This window comes from Enterobacter cloacae complex sp. IR5441 (assembly GCF_049238215.1).
GTDB lineage: Bacteria > Pseudomonadota > Gammaproteobacteria > Enterobacterales > Enterobacteriaceae > Enterobacter > Enterobacter hormaechei_C.
Map to the genome: position 1 here is coordinate 19077 of NZ_JBMKIA010000003.1, position 20016 is coordinate 39092.

Consider the following 20016-nt stretch of genomic DNA (forward strand, 5'->3'; position numbering starts at 1 on the left):
GTGATATTGCACCACCCGGCAGGCAAGTTACATCGAATAACCGGGCTTCTTAATCAGTTCATCCAGTTTCGGGCCGATCTCGGTATCCCAGACCTGCGCCTTCCAGTCAGCTTCCTGAACCTCCTGAAGCGCCACGGAGATTGAGCGATCTTTGCTGTTCAGATGACGGGCGATCGCTTCGGCGATATCCGCCGCCAGGGCCGTTTTTTGTTCGTCAGTCAGATCGCGTGGAAAACATTTGATATCAACGTGTGGCATGGGCAGGGCTCCTTTTATAGGTGAGCGTTCCACGTTATCAGATTATATCGTTAGCTTTTAGCACCTTGTGCAGTTCCGGCAGCGCGCAGACGGCATCCGCGACGGCGGTAATATTAGGCGTGTTAGTGGCAAACCACTCATGACGTGGCCCCCAGGTACGCGCAACGGCAATATAGACGTCAAGCAGCGTCAGCTGTTTGCCAAACGCAAACGGCGAGGCGCTGAGCTGGCTGTCGAACCACAGATAGAGCGATTTTCGGTACTCAATGCAATTTTTCTTCAGCTGTTCCGGGGCATCAGGCACCCAGCGTTCCGGGTAATCTGCATACGTAAAGGTGGGATAGACGTTCGCCACAAACCAGATGAGCAGGCGCTGAAACTGCTGGCGCTCGGCCTGCCCTACGGGCGGCGCGAGGTCGGGACGTCTGTCGAGCACCATCAGGGCGATCGCTGCGGTTTCCGTCACGATCGCCCCATTTTCCAGCTCCAGCGTCGGCACCTGGCACAGCGGGTTCAGTTTTAACAGCAATTCGCGCTGCGGGCCGGGCTGGTCAAACCCGTCCACGTTGACGAACTGATACGGGATGTCTGCCAGAGTCAGCATCACTTCACTGATTGCCGATCCCCAGCCGGGTACGCCATAGAGTTTGATCATGTTGCCCCATCAGGGATGAAAACCCTAAGTGTAGAGCACCATTAGTAGGTTATCCCGGGCGGGTTAACGTCAGAAGACGTCACCGCTTCGCCCGCCTCCCCCCAGCGCGCCAGCACCTTTTGATACTCCCCGCGCTTAATCGCACCGTCCAGCGCAGCCTGCAACGCATACACCAGCCCATTACCTTTTTTGGTTGTGGTGGCGACATAGGCTTTCTTCGGCCCTAATCCCACGACGCGGGTTTTGCCGGTTAAGGCGGCTTTGTAGGCCGAAACGGACTGCGGTCCAAAGAAAACATCCGCCCTGCCGGACTGAATATAAAGATTGCCTGAGGCGTCGTCGGTCAGATAAACCGGCAACGCAGGCTCGCGCCCGGCCTTTTTATTCTCTTCGTTCCAGCCCAGCAGAATACGTTCCTGATTGGTGCCTGACCCGACAATCACCTTTTTACCGGCCAGATCTTTCGCACGGGTGATCGACTGTACGTTGCTGGTGGATTTCACCGAGAAGGCGAGGGAATCGACGCGATAGGTCGCAAAATCGAACTTCGCCTTACGTTGCTCGGTGACGGCGATATTCACCATCGCCACGTCATAACGCCCGGAAGTGATCCCCAGCGGCCAGTCTTCCCACGCCGTTGGCACCAGCTTCAGCTTCAGCCCGAGACTGCCCGCCAGCAACCGGGCGATATCCGGGTCGCTGCCAATACGGGTGCGGTTATCACTGGCCAGCAGCGCCAGCGGCGGAGAATTCAGGGCTGAAATCGCCACCGTGAGGGTACCCGGCTCAACAAATTTATAGTTCGCCGGGATTTTCGCCACTGCCTGTTGATCAACCGTCACCGGCAGCGGCTGTTCGTTGGCCTTTAAATCAATGCTGGCGTAGCTCGCCGTCGTGAAGACCAGCCCCGCCAGGAGTCCATATTTCATCTGCGCTCCTTACAGCACTTTTGAGAGGAACTGGCGCGTTCGCGGATGCGACGGTCGGTTTAACACGTCGTCGCTGCTGCCCTGCTCCACAATTTTACCGTCGACCATAAATACCACCTGGTCCGCCACTTCCCGGGCAAAGCCGATCTCATGGGTAACCACCACCAGCGTAGTGCCGGAACGGGCGAGCTTTTTAATCACGTCCAGCACTTCGCCAACCAGTTCTGGATCCAGCGCCGAGGTGGGTTCATCAAACAGCATCACGCGCGGGCGCAGCGCCAGCGCGCGGGCAATGGCGATACGCTGCTGCTGGCCGCCGGAGAGGTGACGCGACCAGGCATCGGCTTTATCGCGCAGTCCTACCACATCCAGAAGGCTGTAGGCGTTTTCAACAGCCTCTTTTTTAGTGAACTTTTTATGCGCGATGGGTGCTTCAATCAGGTTTTCCAGCACCGTGAGATGCGGAAAAAGATTGAAGTTCTGAAACACGTACCCAACGTTGACGCGCTGTTTGAGGATCTCTTTCTCTTTGAGCTCGTAGAGTTTGTCACCCTGACGGCGATAGCCGATGTAATCCCCGTCAATCTGAATAAAGCCTTCGTCTACGCGCTCCAGATGGTTAATGGTGCGCAACAGCGTCGATTTTCCCGATCCTGAGGGGCCGAGGATCACCGTCACGGAGCCCGGCGGGATCTCAAGCGTGACGTTATCGAGCGCTTTATGTCGGCCAAAAAACTTACTGACGCCGGTAATGGAAATGTGTCCTTCAGGAGAGGCTTGCATGAACGGGCTCCTGTGCTGGCGAAGTGGTGACGGAGCGCGCGCGACTGGCCGCCCGGTTCTGGTTTACGGCGGAGCGGCGTTCGCTGCGGGCGAGTCCACGCTCAATAACATGCTGGATGGCAGACAGTACGGTGGTGATCACCAGATACCAGACAGCCCCCACCATCAACAGCGGGATCACCTCCTGGGTGCGGTTGTAGATCATCTGGATCGTGTAGAACAGTTCCGGCATCGCCAGCACGTAAACCATCGCCGTCCCTTTGGCGAGGCTGATGATTTCGTTAAACCCGGACGGCAGGATGGTGCGCAGCGCCTGCGGGAGAATTATGCGCACCGTGCGACGCCATGCCGGCAGACCTAGCGCAGCGGCCGCCTCATACTGACCGTGGTCGACCCCAAGGAACCCCCCGCGAATGATCTCCGCAGTATAGGCGCTCTGCACCAGCGTCAGCCCCACGATGGCGGTAGAAAACTGCCCGAGAACATTGATGGTTTCAAAGCTGCCCCAGGTAATGCCGGTAAAAGGCACGCCGAGAGAGAGCGTGTCGTAGAGATAGGAGAAGTTATAGAGGATAATCAGCACCACGATCAGCGGCAGGGAACGGAACAGCCAGATGTACCCCCACGCCAGGCTGCTCAACAGCCATGATGACGAGAGCCTCGCCAGCGCCAGCATGCCGCCAATCACCACGCTCAGTACGGTGCTTAACAACGTCAGCAGCAGCGTCTGGCCGACGCCTTCGAGGATCACCGGGTCGAAGAACCAGCGGGCAAATACCGCCCATTCCCAGCGCGGATTAAAGGCCACGGACTGGATCACGACCGCCAGTACAAACAGCGCCACCACGGCGCCAGCAGCGCGCAGCGGATAACGTGCCGGGACCACTTTTATGGTTTCAACGTTGCTCATCGTCGCTCCTTATGCGGTTTTGCTGAGCGCTTCGCGGATCAGCGTCTTGGTGAAACGCAGCCGACCGTCGAACGGCGGCTGGCTATACTCTTCCGGGTCACGGTTAAGATCGAACTGCGGCTGATACCCCTGACTGAGATAGAGCCGCACCGCCTCCGGCTGACGAAACCCCGTGGTCAGGTAGATGTGGCTGTAGCCCGCCAGCACCGCCCGGCGCTCCAGCTCCTGTACCACGCGCGCGGCCAGCCCCTGCTGGCGCAGCGTTTTATTCGTCCAGATGCGTTTGATCTCTGCGGTATGTTCGTCGAAGGGCTTGTACGCACCGGTGGCGATGATCTCGCCATCGCGCTCCAGGACGATAAACAGCCCCTGCGGCGCCAGGTACCACTCTGTCAGCTCGACTTCCGCATCCTTTGAAAAGTAGTCGCCGTAACGAGCGGCGTACTCACCGAAAAGCCCCTCGATAATGGGCTGAAGATCGGCATCTTCCGGTGAAACGTCACGAAATTGTTCGCGCATAGCGCCTCCTTAATCGCCCAGACCCGCCGGGTTAACTTCGGAATTGGGGATACGCTCCACGCCTTCCCCCCAGCGGTTCAGCACTTTGTCGTAATCTCCGTTCTTGATCGCGCCGTTCAGCGCGGTTTGAACCGGTTCGACCAGGCCGCTGCCTTTTTTCAGCGTCACCGCGATATGCGCCGCCTTCGGCCAGCCGCCGTCGACGCTGCCGACCAGTTTGGTTTTACCGTTAAGCGCCGCTTTCCAGGCACCGATCACGTTCGGGCCAAAGTAGGCGTCCGCGCGTCCGGACTGAAGCGCCAGCGTTTGGGCCGCGTCGTCTTTGGTGTAGATCGGCGTAAAGGGTTTAAGCCCTTTTTTGAGGTTCTCTTCGTTCCATGCCAGCAGGATGGCCTCCTGGTTGGTGCCGGAACCCACGATGATGCGCAGCCCGGCGATATCCTCTGCCTTCACAAGCGAGTTGATCGGACTGGTGGATTTCACGTAGAAGCCAAGTGAATCCTTGCGGTAGGTGGCGAAGTCGAACTTCTCTTTGCGCGCTTTAGTGACGGTGATGTTGCTGATAGCCGCGTCGTATTTCCCGGAGGCAACCCCCAGCGGCCAATCCTCCCAGGAGGTGGGCACCACGTTCAGCTCCAGTCCGAGGCTGTCCGCTACCAGACGCGCGATGTCGACCTCACTTCCCAGCAGAGTTTTGTTGTCGTCGTAAAAGACCGTCAGTGGCGGTTGATTCAGTCCCGCCACCGCCACGGTAAATTTCCCCGGCACGGCAAAACGATAGTCTTTCGGCAGTTGCGCGATCGCATCGCTGTTTTTGGCGGTATTGATCGGCGTTTTATTGGCCTCAATGCTCACGCCGGTGCCGTTAATATTGACGTTCTCTGCCCAGACGGCAGGGGTAAAGGCCAGCGCAAGCGCCAGAATAAGCGATGATTTCTGCATAGCGTTTTTCTCTTTTATTGTTGTGTGAACTGATTTTTGGGCTCGTCTAAGCCCAGACTTTCGCGCAGCGTGGTGCCGGGATAGTCGGTGCGGAACAGGCCGCGCGCCTGTAAAACAGGCACCACCTGGTCGACAAAGCGCGGGAAAGTGTCCGGCGTGCCGCCCTGAATGATGAAGCCATCCGCCGCCTTCTCTTCGAACCAGGCCTGTAAACCATCGGCCACCTGCTCCGGTGTGCCGGAAAAACGCGGGCGCGGTGATGCGGCTTCCAGCGCGACCTGACGCAAAGTTAAGTTGCGCTCACGGGCGTTACGCTTGATTTCATCGGTGGTGCTGCGGAAGCTGTTTTTGCCCAAGTCGCCAATATCCGGGAACGGCGCGTCGAGGGGATACTGGCTGAAGTCGTGATGCTCGAAATAACGTCCGAGGTAATTCAGCGCATCATTAATGGAGACCAGTGCCGCCGTAGTTTGATACTGGTTTTCTACGTCATCGGCGTCGTTTCCAACAATCACGCTGACGCCCTGGAATATATGTAAATCCTCTGCGCGGCGGCCGTGACTTTCCAACTGCTGTTTAACATCGCGGTAAAAAGCCTGGGCTTCTTCCCGCGTGTCATGGTGGGTAAAGATGGCGTCAGCGTGTTTTGTCGCCAGCTTTTTACCGTCGTCGGACGCGCCAGCCTGAAAGACAATCGGACGTCCCTGCGGCGTGCGGCCAATATTCAGCGGGCCGGAAACCTGGAAGAAATCACCGTGGTGATCAAGAGTATGCAGTTTCGACGCATCAAAGAACTGTCCGCTCTCTTTATTGCGGATAAAGGCATCCCCTTCCCAGGAATCCCACAGCCCCTTCACCACGTCGAGATACTCATCGGCAATGCGGTAGCGCAGCGCATGCTCCGGGTGTTTTTCGCGGGAGAAGTTCCTGGCTGACCCTTCCAGCGGTGACGTCACCACGTTCCAGCCCGCGCGTCCGTTGCTCAGGTGATCGAGGCTGGCGAACTGGCGTGCAACGGTGAAAGGCTCGCTGTACGAGGTGGATAACGTGCCGACCAGCCCCAGGCGCGAGGTGATACTCGCCAGCGCGGACAACACCGTCAGCGGCTCAAAGCGGTTTAAAAAATGCGGAATGGATTTCTCGTTAATATAAAGGCCGTCGGCCACAAATATAAAGTCGAGCTTGCCCTCTTCTGCTTTTAAAGCCGTTTCTTTAACGAAATCAAAATTAATGCTGGCATCCGCGACCGCCGCCGGATGGCGCCAGGCAGACATATTTCCGGATGCACCATGCAAAATGGTCCCCAGCCGCAATTGACGATGTGCAGACATATTCACCTCAAATTAATTAAACGTGTTGCAGGGCTTTTTCCGCGAGCTGAGCAAAATAGCGGGCAGCGGGTTCGATTAATGCTTCGTCCGGGTTAAATGCCGGGTGATGTAACCCAAACGGACTGTTGCTGCCAATGCTGACAAACGCGCCGGGTATGTTTTGCAGATAAACCGCGAAATCCTCCCCGCCCATGTGCAGTTCCGCATGCCGGGTTTCATATCCCGCTTCGCGCGCGACCGAGGTGGCAAACCCGGCCCAGTGCTCATCGTTCACCAGCGCGGTGGGCCCGGCGTACCAGGTGATGTTGATTTGCGCGCTAAAGGCGCTGGCAAATCCAGCGGCGATTTCACCGACGCGCGCTTTCACGTTCTGCTGCACTTCCGTGCGGTGCGTGCGCAGCGTGCCCTCCAGCTCAACGCTTTCCGGCAGCACGTTCCAGGTATTCCCCCCGGCGATGCGCGTCACGCTCAGAACAACCGAATCCAGCGTGTTGACGTTACGGCTGGCTACGCTTTGCAGCGCGGTTACCAGCTGGCTTGCCAGCACGATGGCGTCGTTGCCTTCATGAGGACGTGCGGCATGCGCGCCTTTGCCGGTCACGTGAATAACGAAGCGATCAACGTTGGCATAGAACGGGCCGCCGCGCGTGGCAAACTCGCCGACCGGCAGTGACGGCTCGTTATGCATCCCAAAAATCGCGCGTACGTCGCGTAACGCCCCGGCCCGCACCATGCTTTTTGCTCCGCCGAAATTCTCTTCCGCTGGCTGGAACAGGATCCGCACGCGACCGTTGAGCGAGGCTTCCCGCTCTTTCAGCTTTAGCGCGGCGCCGAGGATCACGCTGGTGTGAATGTCGTGTCCGCAGGCATGCATCACCCCGGCGCGCCGGGAGCTAAACGGCACCCCGCTGCGCTCGTCGATGGGTAACGCGTCGATATCGGCGCGCAGCGCAACCAGTGCGTTGCCCGTGCCGATCTCCGCAACCAGCCCGGTCTGGAGATCGTAAGGCAGCGGGGCAATCCCGGCTGCCGTCAGCCACTCGCGCAGGCGCGCCGTTGTTTCGACCTCCTGACCAGAGAGTTCAGGGTTCTGGTGCAGCTCACGGCGCCAGGCAATCAGTTGTTCGCTAAAGCTCATACGGTAATCTCCCTGTTAAGACGCGCCTCGGCCAGCAGTCGCAGGGACTGTACGCGCGTTGCGCCATCAGCGACCGGCGTGTCGATGATAAATTCGTCAATCCCCCACTGCTGATGCAGCGCGTTGAGCTGTTCAAGCACCGACGCCGCCGTTCCGGCCAGCAGAGACTGCGCCCGACGCCCGATGCGCACCGGTTCACTCCCTGCCTGCCGCGCAAAGGCGTAGGCCTGTTCTTCGCTGGCGACGGTGACGCGCTGTCCGTTTGCCAGCTCCACGCCCCACACTTCAACCTTCTGCGCCAGCGCATCGGCCTCAGCCTGGGTTGGGGCAACAATGGCCTGCACGGCCACAATCACCTCCCGGACGCTGTGTTGACGCCAGGCTGTGACGACCTCGCGCAGCAGCTCAGGATCACCGTTCAGATGGGCGGCAAAGACAAAATGCCAGTCGAGGGAGGCCGCCAGCAGCGCGCTTTCTGTGCTGGCGCCCAGCAGAAACCCCCGGGCAGGCACCGGCGGCAGCGGCGTGGCGCGAACGTCCTCCTCCGCTGACTGATTTTCAGGGCGGATCCAGCGATCGAGCTGCGTCAGTTGTTCAGCAAAGCTGCCTTTTTCCTGCGGATTAAGGCCATGCTGCAAGGCGCGGGTAGAGAGCGGCAGACCGCCGGGCGCTTTGCCAACGCCCAGATCAACCCGGCCCGGCGCAATGGCGGCCAGTACGTTAAAATTTTCGGCGACTTTATAGGGGCTGTAATGTTGCAGCATGACGCCGCCTGAGCCCACGCGAATGCGCTTTGTTTGCCCGAGGATCCAGGCAATCAGCAGCTCCGGCGAGGGGCTGGCAAGCTGCGGGGTATTGTGGTGTTCGGCAATCCAGAAGCGGTGATAACCCAGCGTTTCTGCCTGCTGCGCCAGTGCTAAGGTTCGCGCCAGCGCATCGGCGGCTGTTTCGTGTTCTGCGACGGGGCTTTTATCCAGAATGCTGATTCGCCATGACATGTTGCGTTCTCGTTTGACTTAACATGTCGTCATTATTAAAGGTGGATTTCACCTCTGAGAAACAATTAATTTACATTTGGATTGCCGGAAAACGGCAATAGAGAGTCTGTCATCGGCGTGATTTGAGCGATGTAATGAGTCTTTCCGCATCCTGCCGTCGGGTAATGCGGAGAAAGCGAATGTGTGCGTACTGCGGGTTTTGCATATCCGCCTCATATCGTTTGCGGTTGCTGCGCCAGGTTTTGATCGTCCAGATGATAATAGAGTCCTTGCTAAGGAACGACCGACGAAAGCTTTCGCGGTTCCCCGTGCCGGGCCAGAGCTCCTGTTTGTGCCAGGCGCGTCTGGAGGCCCGCGTCACCGCCTGCCAGAGCGTGCGGATAAACCCACGATCTATCCACACCACCAGATCGACGTCGCGCCACTTAACGTCGCGTGTGCGGTTGTAATTCCCGTCCAGGACCCAGTCAGGCGAGGCGGCGAGCGCTTTTTCCAGGGTTGCAAGAAACTCATCATCCGGTGTTCCCTGCCAGTTCGATCGCCAGTAAAGCCTGTCCATCTCAATGTAAGGGATAGCCAGCGCCTCCGCGATTCGCCTGCCAAACGTGCTTTTCCCACTTCCGCTGGTGCCAATGATATTGATTTTCACCGTTCCGCCTGCACATGCTGAAGAAAACGGATCGAATCATAACGTTAATAATTTGTTTACGAAACGCCAGACTACTCGTTCGGATACTGCTCGTCGGTGACCTTCTCCAGCCATGCCACCGGACTCCCGTCGACGGCTTCTGCGATGGCTATATGGGTCATGGCCGTCTGCGCGCTTGCGCCGTGCCAGTGCTTCACGCCGGGTGGGATCCAGGCGATATCACCCTGATTCAGCGGTTCCGCCTCTTTCCCCCACTCCTGTAACCAGCCGCGCCCCTGCGTCACGATCAGCGTTTGTCCAAGAGGATGCGTATGCCAGGCGGTACGTGCGCCGGGTTCAAAGGTGACGGTCGCGCCGCCGACTTTTGCCGGTTCAGTCGCCTGGAAAGGTGCGTCAATGCGCACGCTGCCGGTAAACCAGGCCTCTGGCCCCTGAACGGAAGGTAACGAACCGCTACGGATAATTTTCATGATTAACTCCTCGTTTGCTGTTGCGTTAACAGTAGCGTAAAGCCATGGGGAGCATTAGAGTGCTTAATCAGAAAGGAACCATGAATTCAATTCATAAATCGAGTAAACCGCCATGTTAAAAGACAACTTCAACGATCTGCTTTCCTTTATGGTCGTCGCCCGGGAGCGCAGCTTTACCCGCGCCGCGGCGCAGCTTGGGGTATCTCAGTCGGCACTCAGCCACGCAATGCGCAATCTGGAAACGAGGCTGAAAGTCCGTCTGTTAACCCGCACCACCCGTAGCGTGGCCCCTACCGAGGCCGGCGAGCAACTCCTCATGCGCTTAAGCCCCCATCTGCTGGAGATCGAACAGGAACTCACCGCGCTGCGTGATACCCGCGACAGACCTGCCGGGAATATTCGCCTTACCGCCGGGGAGCACGCCATGTCTGCGGTGCTGTGGCCTGTGCTTAAACCCTTTATGGCGCAGTATCCTGACATCAACGTTGAAGTCACGGTGGACAATGGGCTGACTGATATTGTCGATGGCCGCTTTGACGCGGGGGTGCGTCTGGGTGAGCAGGTGGCGAAAGATATGATTGCCGTTCGTATTGCGCCGGACATGCGCATGGCGGTCGTCGGGTCGGCAGAGTATTTGCAACGTTTCGGCGTACCGGAAACGCCGGAGCAACTTGATCAGCACCGCTGCATTAATATGCGCCTGCCCACACGCGGCGGATTATATGCCTGGGAATTTGAACGGGACGGACGTGAGCTGCGCGTGCGGGTTGACGGCCAGCTGATCCTCAACAGCCTGCCGCAACGCATCGATGCCGCCGAAAACGGTCTGGGGCTGGCGTACGTCCCGGAAGATGCGGTTCAGGACGCCCTTGCTGAGAGCCGGTTAGTGCGTGTGCTTGAAGCCTGGTGCCCGGCTTTTACGGGATACCATCTGTACTATCCGAGCCGCCGCCAGCACACTACCGCGTTTGCATTACTTATTGCAGCCCTGCGGCATTCATAAGCTCTACCTATAAGTAACTATTAAGTAAACCTGATGATTAAATCAGCATTCACAGACCTTTTTGCCTAAAAAAACGTCACGATTCAGCGCGTTGTGATCGCCGTCTGCTCTGACCACACGATTTCCTTCGACGAGCATCACTTTCGACACGGTTATATTTTGCGTCGCTTAACAATTGCGGGTAGGATGCCTCGCCATGTTTTGCCTTATCCATACACAGAATGACTGGAAAGGCGGCATGTGTCTGCGCAGAAGCAATCGTTTGTTTCGGCTTCTGCCAGGCAGGACTATCACGTTAATGGTTCAGACAGGCAAACAGGTAACTCAATGAAAACAAGCAATAAAAGCGCAGCCGATCATCATGCTGCGAAACGTCGCTGGTTGAACTCTCATGAAGAGGGCTATCACAAGGCGATGGGCAACCGTCAGGTGCAGATGATCGCCATCGGCGGCGCTATCGGTACAGGTCTGTTTTTAGGTGCAGGCGCACGTCTGCAAATGGCTGGCCCCGCTCTCGCCCTGGTCTATCTGGTGTGCGGGATCTTCTCTTTCTTCATCCTTCGCGCCCTCGGCGAACTGGTACTCCACCGCCCTTCCAGCGGCAGCTTTGTCTCTTACGCCCGCGAGTTTCTTGGTGAAAAAGCCGCGTATGTCGCGGGCTGGATGTACTTCGTTAACTGGGCGATGACCGGTATCGTCGATATCACCGCCGTTGCGCTGTACATGCACTACTGGGGCGCGTTTGGCGATGTGCCGCAGTGGGTGTTCGCCCTTGGGGCGCTGGCAATTGTCGGGACCATGAACATGATCGGCGTGAAATGGTTCGCCGAGATGGAGTTCTGGTTCGCACTGGTGAAGGTGCTGGCCATTGTGATCTTCCTGGTGGTCGGAACCGTATTCCTCGGTACCGGTAAACCACTGGACGGTAACGCAACCGGCTTCCACCTGATTACCGATAACGGTGGTTTCTTCCCGCACGGCCTGCTGCCAGCGCTGGTTCTGGTGCAGGGGGTGGTGTTCGCCTTTGCCTCCATCGAACTGGTCGGTACGGCGGCAGGCGAATGTAAAGATCCGCAGACGATGGTGCCAAAAGCCATCAACAGCGTGATCTGGCGTATCGGTCTGTTCTATGTGGGTTCCGTGGTGCTACTGGTGCTGCTGCTGCCGTGGAATGCATACCAGGCGGGGCAAAGCCCGTTTGTAACCTTCTTCTCTAAGCTGGGCGTGCCGTACGTGGGCAGCATCATGAACATCGTGGTACTGACCGCCGCGCTCTCCAGCCTGAACTCCGGGCTCTATTCGACGGGCCGTATCCTGCGCTCCATGTCGATGGGAGGCTCTGCGCCGAAGTTTATGTCGAAGATGAGCAGGCAGCAGGTTCCTTATGCGGGGATTCTGGCCACGCTGGTGGTTTACGTCTTTGGCGTGTTCCTGAACTATCTGGTGCCGTCCCGCGTATTTGAGATCGTTCTGAACGTGGCTGCACTGGGGATTATCGCCTCCTGGGCCTTTATTGTGGTCTGCCAGATGCGTCTGCGCAAAGCGATCAAAGAAGGCAAAGCGGCTGATGTGTGCTTCAAGATGCCGGGCGCACCGGTGACCTCCTGGCTCACCCTGCTGTTCCTGTTCAGCGTGCTGGTACTGATGGCGTTTGACTACCCGAACGGTACTTACACCATCGCGACGATCCCACTGCTGGCGGTTCTGCTGATTGCTGGCTGGTTCGGCGTGCGTAAGCGCGTTCACGAGATCCACAGCACCGCGCCGCTTCATCACGACGATGAAAAGCACGACGCACCGCTGGTAGAAGAAACCTCGCGTTAATAAAAAAGCCGGGTGGCGGCTTCGCCTTACCCGGCCTACATCTCATGGTTTTGTAGGCCCGGTAAGCGCAGCGCCACCGGGCAATTCCACCATCACAGCGCGATACGAATCACATCGTCAGGCTGGGTCGCTTCCTGCTGACGGGTTGATTTCTGTTTCACCGTTACGTACAGCGTTTTACCGTCCGCAGACAGCGCCAGGCTGTTCGGGTAAACCGGGGTATCGTAGGTCCTGGTCACTTTGTAGGTTTTGGCGTCAATCACGCTCACCTTGCCCGCCTCGCGGTGCGTCACATAGGCTTCGTTACGCGCCGGGTTAAACAGTACGGCCAGCGATGCTGGCGCGGCGATTTTCTGCATCACGCTGCCATCTTTCAGATTCACCACCAGCACTTCTGGCTGTTTTGAATCCGTCACAAACGCACGCTGGCCGGCAGTGTCCAGGCTCAGGTTCAGGTAGAAGTGCTCTTTTCCGTCATCCTGCACTTTTTTACGACTGAGGATTTTGTTGGTTGCCGTATCAATGGTCACCAGCTCGCCGTCCGCATTGGTGGTATACAGGCGTTTTGCCTTCGCATCCAGGGCCAGACCGGTGCTGAACGTGCCGGTGTTGGTGATGGTGTCCTTCAGCTTCAGCGTTGCGCCATCAACAACCCAGATCACGCTCTCCTTGCCGATACCGGTAATGTACACCGTATTGGTCGTGTCATCGGCCACCAGCTGGCGCGGCTGAAGCGGCTTCACCGTGTCGCTACGCTTGCGATCGTCCAGCACCAGGCGCCCTTTCACCTCGCTCGTTTTGGCGTCAATCGCCGTCACGGTGCTGTTGACGGTGTTACCGAACCACAGCGTCTGGGTGGCGTTATCGATCGTGGCGCCAAACGGCTTGAGATCGTTATGAATCGCCTGCGTCACTTCCAGCGTGACCGGATCCAGACGATAGACCACGCCGCCCTTATCGGTTTTGCGGCTTTGTGACGTCGCAACCCACAGCGCGTTTTCCTGCTGGCTGACGGCCATTTCATACGCGCCCTTGCCGACCGCTTTGCGCAGCATCTCTTCAGCGGCATGAACCTGGAACGTACCGGCAAACAGTAAAGAGCCCAACAGCAGAGACCCACGCAGGCGCGGCGAGCACAGATGACGTAAAGACATAACAATTCCTTTTTAAATGAGGAGATTTACCGCTGACATCACTTCCGGTGGGCAAAGTCATCGCTTTGCCGTTATTTTAATGAGAATAGTAATCATTAATGAGTTGAATGTGGAGTATTTCTTTCCTTCAAAACCTTACATTCACGAAATGTGCGGTTATAGTTTTCATAACATTTACAAAGGATTTAACATATATACACAGGTTCCAGTTGATTTGGTTCGAATTTTTCTTAACCGGTTTACTCCATGAAAATTATTACTGCCCGCAAGGCATCACTACCACTGCTGTTCGTTCCCGTCATTTTTGGCCCGCTGAGTGCGATGGCCGCAGATGAACAGACTCTGATCGTCAGCGCCACGCCGCAAACCGTCTCCGAACTGGACACCCCCGCCGCAGTCAGCGTGGTGAGCGGCGAGGATATGCGACATGCCACACCGCGCATCAACCTTTCCGAATCCCTTGGGAGCGTACCCGGCCTGCAAATCCAGAACCGCCAGAACTATGCTCAGGATCTGCAACTTTCCGTTCGCGGATTCGGCGCGCGTTCAACCTTCGGCGTACGCGGGATCCGCATGTACGTGGACGGCATTCCGGCAACCATGCCCGACGGCCAGGGGCAGACGTCTAACATTGACCTCAACAGCATCGAGAGCGTCGACGTGCTGCGCGGCCCCTTCTCTGCCCTGTACGGCAATGCCTCCGGCGGCGTGATCAACATCAACACCCAGACCGGACAACAGCCAGCCACAATTGAAGCCAGCAGCTATTACGGCAGCTACGGCACCTGGCGTTACGGCATGAAGGCCACCGGTGCGGTGGGCGACGGGACTCAGGCGGGTGATGTGGACTATGCGGTATCCACCACCCGTTTCACCACCCATGGCTATCGTGACCACAGCGGCGCACGGAAAAACCTCGCCAATGCGAAACTGGGCGTGCGCATTGATGATGTCAGCAAGCTAACGCTGATTTTTAACAGCGTGGACATGAAAGCCAACGATCCGGGCGGACTGAGTTATCAGGAGTGGCAGAACAACCCACGCCAGTCTCCCCGTGGCGATCAGTACAACACGCGTAAAACCATTAAGCAGACCCAGGCCGGGCTCCGCTACGACCGTCAGTTGAGCGAACAGGACGACCTCAGCGTGATGATGTACGCCGGTGAGCGTGAAATGACCCAGTACCAGTCCATTCCGGCGTCCACTCAGCGTGACAATCCTGCCCATTCGGGCGGCGTAATTGATATGCAGCGCCACTACCAGGGTATTGATACCCGTTGGACCCACCGCGGCGAGCTGCTGGTGCCGGTAACGTTTACCACCGGCCTTAACTACGAAAATATGAGTGAAAATCGTCGCGGGTATGAAAACTTCGTGATGAACGACGGCGTGCCGGATTATGGCGTGAAGGGTAACAAACGCCGTGACGAACGTAACCTGATGTGGAACCTTGATCCCTACCTGCAAACCCAGTGGCAGCTCACGCAAAAGCTGTCCGTTGAGGCGGGCGTGCGTTACAGCTCCGTCTGGTTTGACTCCAACGATCATTACATTACCCCGCAAAACGGCGATGACAGCGGTGATGCCAGCTACCATAAATGGCTCCCGGCTGGTGCGGTGAAATACGCCGTGACCGACGCCTGGAACCTGTATGCCGCGGCGGGACGTGGATTTGAGACCCCGACCATCAACGAACTCTCCTACCGTTCTGATGGCAAAGGCGGCCTCAATATTAATCTGCAACCGTCAACCAACAACACCTATGAGATTGGCAGCAAAACCCGCATCGGCAATGGCATCCTGACGGCGGCGCTGTTCCGCACGGATACCGACAACGAGATCCTGGTGGACGAAAACAAAGATGGTCGCACTACCTACAAAAATGCGGGGAAAACGCGCCGTCAGGGTGTGGAAATTGCGCTCGACCAGCAGTTTGCCGAAAACTGGAAGCTGAAAATGGCGTGGACCTATCTTGATGCGACCTACCGTACCAACGTCTGTAGCAATGCAGACTGTAGCGGCAACCGGATGCCGGGGATTGCCCGTAACATGGGGTATGCGTCGTTTGGCTGGGAGCCTGAGGAAGGCTGGTACGCGGGGGCAGATGCCCGCTACATGAGCGACGTGATGGCAAACGACACCAATACCGCCAAAGCGCCCTCTTATACCGTGGTCGGTCTGAATACCGGGTATAAACTCAATTACGGCAAATGGGGAATGGACATCTTTGGTCGCGTCGATAACCTGTTTGATAAAGAGTACGTCGGTTCAGAGATTGTTAACGCTGGCTACAATCGCTATTACGAACCCGCCCCTGGCCGTAACTATGGCGTGGGCCTGTCGGTCTCTTATCGCTTTGAGTAAAACATTTTCCGGCAGCGCACGTTGCCGGTAAAAAATAACATCATTCCCGGTAGCCTTAAGCGCCGGGAATATACTCAGGGAAGTTTAAAACGAATAAAAAAATAAGTGCGCCAGTGCGATCCTTAACTGTAGTATTGTCGTTGCAGGAGGATATTAGCTTCATCAATGGCTCGGTCGATCGCTTCCCGACTGGCCGTCACGTCCCTTTGCTCAAGCGCAGAAAGCAGATCGGCATAATGGTAAGTCGTTGCAGGGATATCTTTCATCTCTTCGTGCAGGTAGTTGATACACGGACCAATCCGTACCCAGAGCTGCTCAATCAGCGAGTTCAAGGTCGGCATTTCGGCATACTGATAAAGCGTAAACCGGAACACGCGGTTGGCATGGATCGCCTTCTGCACGTCGCCCTGATGCATGGCGGTGCTGAAGTTATCTGACAGCGCGCGTAATGCATCCAGTTTGGTCTCGGTCATATTCTGACACGCCGCCGCAACGGCCATCGGCTCAAGCTGTTTTCGAATGGCGTTAATTTCGTTATAACGCTCCAGCGTAACCTCTGGCACCAAAAACGCCTGAGCAGGCGTGGCCTGTAATGCGCCTGCCGACACCAGGCGCAGCAGGGCTTCGCGCACCGGTGTGATGCTGGTGCCTAATTTATCCGCAATCTCTTTCGTGATGAGTCGAGCCCCAGGTTTTAATGAGCCCGTAATTAACGCTCCCTTTAAACTGTTCTCAACTTGCATCGTCAGACTGATTCTTTGTGCTTTTTCCAGGTTTTCCAAATCAAGCATGTTTAATTCCCGTAGCCAAAACAAAATGCCATTTTCAGCGACTGTTTAAAAAAACATCGCCGGTTTGATATATCCTGTATCGTCATGCCTGGTATGAAGGGCGCGCGTTAAAATAAAAATTGTTCAATTAATATTACGTTTACCACTTCTGGCTCAGCTGGGCCGATGGCGCGCAATGCTTATGGATTAATTAAAGACAATATATCGTATCTTCACAAATAATTATGGCGGACTTTGCCCGCCATAACCGATGCTCTGTTTAGTCCGCCGCCACGCGGATCACGACCTTGCCGAAGTTTTTCCCTTCCAGCAGCCCAATCAGCGCCTCCGGCGCCGCGTCCAGCCCTTCGGTGACCTGCTCGCGATAGTGAATTTTGCCTTCCTTCACCCAGCGTCCCATTTCCTGCTGGAACTCGTCGATACGATGACCATAGTCCTGAGCGATGATAAAGCCCTGCATGCGGATGCGTTTTTTGAGGATGGTCCCCATCAGCAGCGGCAAGCGATCCGGACCATCCGGCAGGTTGGTCGCGTTGTAGCCGCTGACCAGTCCGCAAACAGGTACGCGCGCGGAGGTATTCAGGAGCGGCAGTACGGCGTCAAAGACTTTACCGCCGACGTTTTCATAATACACGTCAATGCCCTGCGGGCAGGCTTTCGCCAGCTGTTCGGAAAAATCATCCGCATGGTGATCCAGACAGGCGTCGAAACCGAGCACGTCGACCGCATGGCGGCATTTCTCCTCCCCGCCGGCCACGCCGATAACCCGGCACCCCTTGATTTTACCGATCTGCCCCACCGTTGCGCCGACCGGCCCCGTGGCTGCCGCCACGACAAGCGTTTCCCCCGCCTGAGGCTGGCCGATATCAAGCAGCCCCATATACGCGGTGAAGCCCGGCATTCCCAGCACGCCGAGTGCCCATGAAGGGTGCGACGGGTTTTCGCCCAGCCTGACCAGCCCTTTCCCGTCGGAAAGTTCATACTCCTGCCAGCCGCTGTAGCCCAGAACCCACTCGCCCTCTTTATAATCCGGATGGCGGGAGGTCTCGACGCGGCTTACCGTGCCGCCCACCATCACCGCGCCAATCTCGACAGGAGGTGAATAGGATGGCGCATCGCTCATACGGCCACGCATGTACGGATCAAGCGAGAGCCATACGGTGCGTAATAACACCTGCCCCTCTGCGGGCGTGGGGATCGGCTGCTCTTCCAGGCGGAAATTTTCGGCAACCGGTGCGCCGTGTGGACGGGAAGCCAGTACCCAGCGTCGGTTTTGCGTAGTTGATTGACTCATTCATCGCTCCTTACAGCTGAAAATGTCATTCAAGTCTGGCACGTTATCCTGCGGATCGCCTTTGCATTATGAGCCGGACTGATTAAGCCGCACGACCAGATAAAGGCACGATTCATCCGTTTCGTTAATAAACCGGCAGTCGTTCGGTGGCCCGAGTTCCAGACAATCTCCGGCCTTCATTTCATGGCGGGTGTCCCCCTCCAGAAAGACCAGTTCACCTGCCTGCAACCAAATCAGCTGTCGCGCCAGCGCATAAGAGGAGGCGGGCATCGGCACATCGCTGCCCGCGGGCAGTTCCACCTGGACGAGGTCAATAGGCATATCGCTGCGCGGCGACACATGACGACGTAAATAGTGGGTTTGCGGATCGCGCCAGACGGGCTGGTTCGCCAGACGTAACAGTTTGCCCTCCTGCATTTCCGCGCGCGCAATGAGCGTAGACATGCTAATACCGAAGGCACCGGATAACCGGGCAAGCAGCGTCGCCGTTGGGCTACTGTCCCCCCGTTCAATCTTATGGATCATGGCGCGTGAAATACCTGCCCGTTCGGCCAGTTCGCTTAATGACCAGCCCCGCGACTCGCGTTCAAGGCGTATGCGGGCGCTAATGCGTTGATTCATATTGTCTGTCATTGTGTTCATGACGTCATACTATAGTGTACGGATGGTTTTTCGGGGCAGTTTGGTGACAAAAAAATAGGGATTTTGTCGTAGCGATGCAACACAAGAACTGTGTAATATTGTGAGTGAATCGTACTACTATAGTAAACAACACAGCCAGAGGTTAACCATGATCGTTCGTCATGCCTGCAAAGAAGATTGTGCCGCTATCGGTGAAATTTATAACCATGCGGTGCTGCACACCGCCGCCATCTGGAACGATACAACTGTCGACACCGATAACCGTATTGCATGGTTTGAGGCGCGCACGCTGTTGGGTTATCCGGTGCTGGTCAGTGAAGAAGAAGGTGTTGTGACGGGATACGCCTCATTTGGCGACTGGCGAGCGTTCGACGGTTTTCGCCATACGGTGGAGCACTCGGTTTACGTTCATCCCGATCACCAGGGCAAAGGCATCGGTCGGCTGCTGATGACGGAATTAATCAAGGAAGCCCGCCAGATTGGTAAACATGTGATGGTTGCCGGTATCGAGGCGCAGAACCAGGCGTCGATTCATCTGCACGAAACCCTGGGCTTTGTTACCACCGGTAATATGCCGCAGGTGGGAACCAAATTCGGTCGCTGGCTGGATTTAACCTTTATGCAACTCCAGCTCGATGAGCGCAGCGATCCGGATGCTCTGCCATGAATCAATCGTTGACGTTAGCGTTTCTGGTGGCCGCCGGGATTGGGCTGGTGGTGCAAAACACCCTGATGGTGCGCATTACGCAATCCTCTTCCACTATTCTTATCGCCATGCTGCTGAACTCGCTGGTGGGAATTGTGCTGTTTGTCAGCATTTTGCTGGTGAAAAATGGCCTGGCGGGGTTTAGCGAACTGGCGTCAACGGTGCGCTGGTGGACGTTGATCCCCGGCCTGCTGGGGTCATTTTTTGTCTTTGCCAGTATTAGCGGGTATCAGAATGTGGGCGCGGCAACGACCATTGCCGTGCTGGTGGCAAGCCAGCTGATTGGCGGCCTGGTGATGGACATCCTCAAGAGCAACGGTGTCCCCCTTAGGGCGCTGGTTGGCCCGGTCTGCGGCGCAGTGATGCTGGTGGTCGGCGCCTGGCTGGTGGCACGGCGCCAGTTTTAACCCTTACAGGATAGTCCCACCCTGCGTGAGGTGGGCATGGCGCGCCTCCGCCTCTTCTTTATGCTGCTTACCATGATGCGCAATCGCGGTACGCAGGCGCTGCTGCTGGGTATAGCGATCTTCACGGCTGAGCTCTGCATCGTCGCTTAATTCGATCAGCAGTTCGTTCATGTGGGTAATTATGCTCTCTTCGATGGCGGCATCGACGCGGGCGATAACATCGTTTAAATGTGACATTGTCACTCCTTT

20 protein-coding genes and 1 pseudogene are annotated in these 20016 nt (G+C 56.8%); 5 read left to right on the forward strand and 16 right to left on the reverse strand.

Translation table 11 applies throughout. The annotated features are described in order from the left end of the window. Positions 1 to 27: 27 nt before the first annotated feature. The 11 genes and pseudogenes from pptA to ACOTX5_RS04695 all read right to left on the reverse strand — a co-directional run bounded on the left by pptA (position 28) and on the right by ACOTX5_RS04695 (position 9582). On the reverse strand, positions 28 to 258 hold the full coding sequence (pptA, locus tag ACOTX5_RS04645; RefSeq protein ID WP_003857012.1) for a tautomerase PptA: 231 nt from the start codon (positions 256 to 258) through the stop codon (positions 28 to 30). A 37-nt stretch (positions 259 to 295) separates the two neighbouring features. Then, positions 296 to 913: a glutathione S-transferase family protein gene (locus ACOTX5_RS04650; RefSeq protein WP_006810732.1), complete on the reverse strand. Its 618-nt coding sequence runs from the start codon at positions 911 to 913 to the stop codon at positions 296 to 298. A gap of 41 nt (positions 914 to 954) precedes the next feature. Next, positions 955 to 1842 carry a transporter substrate-binding domain-containing protein gene (locus ACOTX5_RS04655; RefSeq protein ID WP_045911768.1) on the reverse strand — a complete coding sequence of 296 codons (888 nt, stop codon included), beginning with the start codon at positions 1840 to 1842 and terminating at the stop codon, positions 955 to 957. Positions 1843 to 1851: 9 nt separating this feature from the next. After that, positions 1852 to 2625, reverse strand: a complete 774-nt coding sequence (locus ACOTX5_RS04660; RefSeq protein ID WP_045334928.1) for an amino acid ABC transporter ATP-binding protein — start codon at positions 2623 to 2625, stop codon at positions 1852 to 1854. Then, the gene (locus ACOTX5_RS04665; RefSeq protein ID WP_045345125.1) at positions 2609 to 3535 is read right to left on the reverse strand and encodes an amino acid ABC transporter permease; all 927 of its coding nucleotides are present in this window, start codon (positions 3533 to 3535) and stop codon (positions 2609 to 2611) included. Before ACOTX5_RS04665 ends, ACOTX5_RS04660 begins: the two co-directional genes overlap by 17 nt. Positions 3536 to 3544: 9 nt before the next feature. Further along, positions 3545 to 4054 carry a GNAT family N-acetyltransferase gene (locus ACOTX5_RS04670; protein ID WP_003857004.1) on the reverse strand — a complete coding sequence of 170 codons (510 nt, stop codon included), beginning with the start codon at positions 4052 to 4054 and terminating at the stop codon, positions 3545 to 3547. Between the two features lie 9 nt (positions 4055 to 4063). Then, positions 4064 to 6327, reverse strand: a pseudogene (locus tag ACOTX5_RS04675) (NtaA/DmoA family FMN-dependent monooxygenase). Between the two features lie 16 nt (positions 6328 to 6343). Further along, positions 6344 to 7465, reverse strand: coding sequence for an amidohydrolase (locus tag ACOTX5_RS04680; protein ID WP_017382285.1), 1122 nt, complete (start codon positions 7463 to 7465; stop codon positions 6344 to 6346). After that, positions 7462 to 8463, reverse strand: coding sequence for an LLM class flavin-dependent oxidoreductase (locus ACOTX5_RS04685; protein WP_045911771.1), 1002 nt, complete (start codon positions 8461 to 8463; stop codon positions 7462 to 7464). Before ACOTX5_RS04685 ends, ACOTX5_RS04680 begins: the two co-directional genes overlap by 4 nt. Positions 8464 to 8572: 109 nt before the next feature. After that, positions 8573 to 9112 (reverse strand): shikimate kinase, encoded by a 540-nt coding sequence (locus tag ACOTX5_RS04690; protein WP_045911772.1) that lies wholly within the window; start codon positions 9110 to 9112, stop codon positions 8573 to 8575. A gap of 71 nt (positions 9113 to 9183) precedes the next feature. Further along, on the reverse strand, positions 9184 to 9582 hold the full coding sequence (locus ACOTX5_RS04695) for a (R)-mandelonitrile lyase (RefSeq protein WP_023314200.1): 399 nt from the start codon (positions 9580 to 9582) through the stop codon (positions 9184 to 9186). A 112-nt stretch (positions 9583 to 9694) separates the two neighbouring features. On the opposite strand from ACOTX5_RS04695, the gene ACOTX5_RS04700 reads away from it, so the two are divergent. Together ACOTX5_RS04700 and ansP are read left to right on the forward strand one after the other, a co-directional pair. Beyond that, positions 9695 to 10585, forward strand: coding sequence for a LysR family transcriptional regulator (locus tag ACOTX5_RS04700; RefSeq protein ID WP_045911773.1), 891 nt, complete (start codon positions 9695 to 9697; stop codon positions 10583 to 10585). A gap of 327 nt (positions 10586 to 10912) precedes the next feature. Then, positions 10913 to 12409, forward strand: coding sequence for an L-asparagine permease (ansP, locus tag ACOTX5_RS04705; RefSeq protein WP_015570454.1), 1497 nt, complete (start codon positions 10913 to 10915; stop codon positions 12407 to 12409). 92 nt (positions 12410 to 12501) lie between these two features. Here the strand turns inward: ansP and ACOTX5_RS04710 are convergent, their stop codons facing one another. Then, positions 12502 to 13563 carry a YncE family protein gene (locus ACOTX5_RS04710; protein ID WP_023303790.1) on the reverse strand — a complete coding sequence of 354 codons (1062 nt, stop codon included), beginning with the start codon at positions 13561 to 13563 and terminating at the stop codon, positions 12502 to 12504. 246 nt (positions 13564 to 13809) lie between these two features. On the opposite strand from ACOTX5_RS04710, the gene pqqU reads away from it, so the two are divergent. Further along, positions 13810 to 15927, forward strand: a complete 2118-nt coding sequence (pqqU, locus tag ACOTX5_RS04715) for a TonB-dependent receptor PqqU (protein ID WP_047727062.1) — start codon at positions 13810 to 13812, stop codon at positions 15925 to 15927. Between the two features lie 122 nt (positions 15928 to 16049). Here pqqU and ACOTX5_RS04720 read toward each other — a convergent pair whose 3' ends face one another. The 3 genes from ACOTX5_RS04720 to ACOTX5_RS04730 form a co-directional block, all read right to left on the reverse strand. Then, positions 16050 to 16718 (reverse strand): GntR family transcriptional regulator, encoded by a 669-nt coding sequence (locus ACOTX5_RS04720; RefSeq protein WP_003856981.1) that lies wholly within the window; start codon positions 16716 to 16718, stop codon positions 16050 to 16052. A 259-nt stretch (positions 16719 to 16977) separates the two neighbouring features. Continuing rightward, entirely contained in the window at positions 16978 to 18012 is a 1035-nt protein-coding gene (locus ACOTX5_RS04725) for an NADP-dependent oxidoreductase (RefSeq protein WP_032103593.1), read from the reverse strand. A 66-nt stretch (positions 18013 to 18078) separates the two neighbouring features. Next, positions 18079 to 18654 carry a helix-turn-helix domain-containing protein gene (locus tag ACOTX5_RS04730; RefSeq protein ID WP_017382277.1) on the reverse strand — a complete coding sequence of 192 codons (576 nt, stop codon included), beginning with the start codon at positions 18652 to 18654 and terminating at the stop codon, positions 18079 to 18081. Between the two features lie 148 nt (positions 18655 to 18802). Here ACOTX5_RS04730 and ACOTX5_RS04735 point away from each other — a divergent pair, with 148 nt between their 5' ends. After that, positions 18803 to 19321, forward strand: coding sequence for a GNAT family N-acetyltransferase (locus tag ACOTX5_RS04735; RefSeq protein ID WP_015570449.1), 519 nt, complete (start codon positions 18803 to 18805; stop codon positions 19319 to 19321). Next, complete coding sequence (locus ACOTX5_RS04740) at positions 19318 to 19767, forward strand: DMT family transporter (RefSeq protein WP_015570448.1); 450 nt, start codon at positions 19318 to 19320, stop codon at positions 19765 to 19767. The genes ACOTX5_RS04735 and ACOTX5_RS04740 overlap by 4 nt, the downstream gene beginning before the upstream one ends. 3 nt (positions 19768 to 19770) lie before the next feature. Here ACOTX5_RS04740 and ACOTX5_RS04745 read toward each other — a convergent pair whose 3' ends face one another. After that, the gene (locus ACOTX5_RS04745) at positions 19771 to 20004 is read right to left on the reverse strand and encodes a YdcY family protein (RefSeq protein WP_017382275.1); all 234 of its coding nucleotides are present in this window, start codon (positions 20002 to 20004) and stop codon (positions 19771 to 19773) included. Between the last annotated feature and the right edge of the window lie 12 nt (positions 20005 to 20016).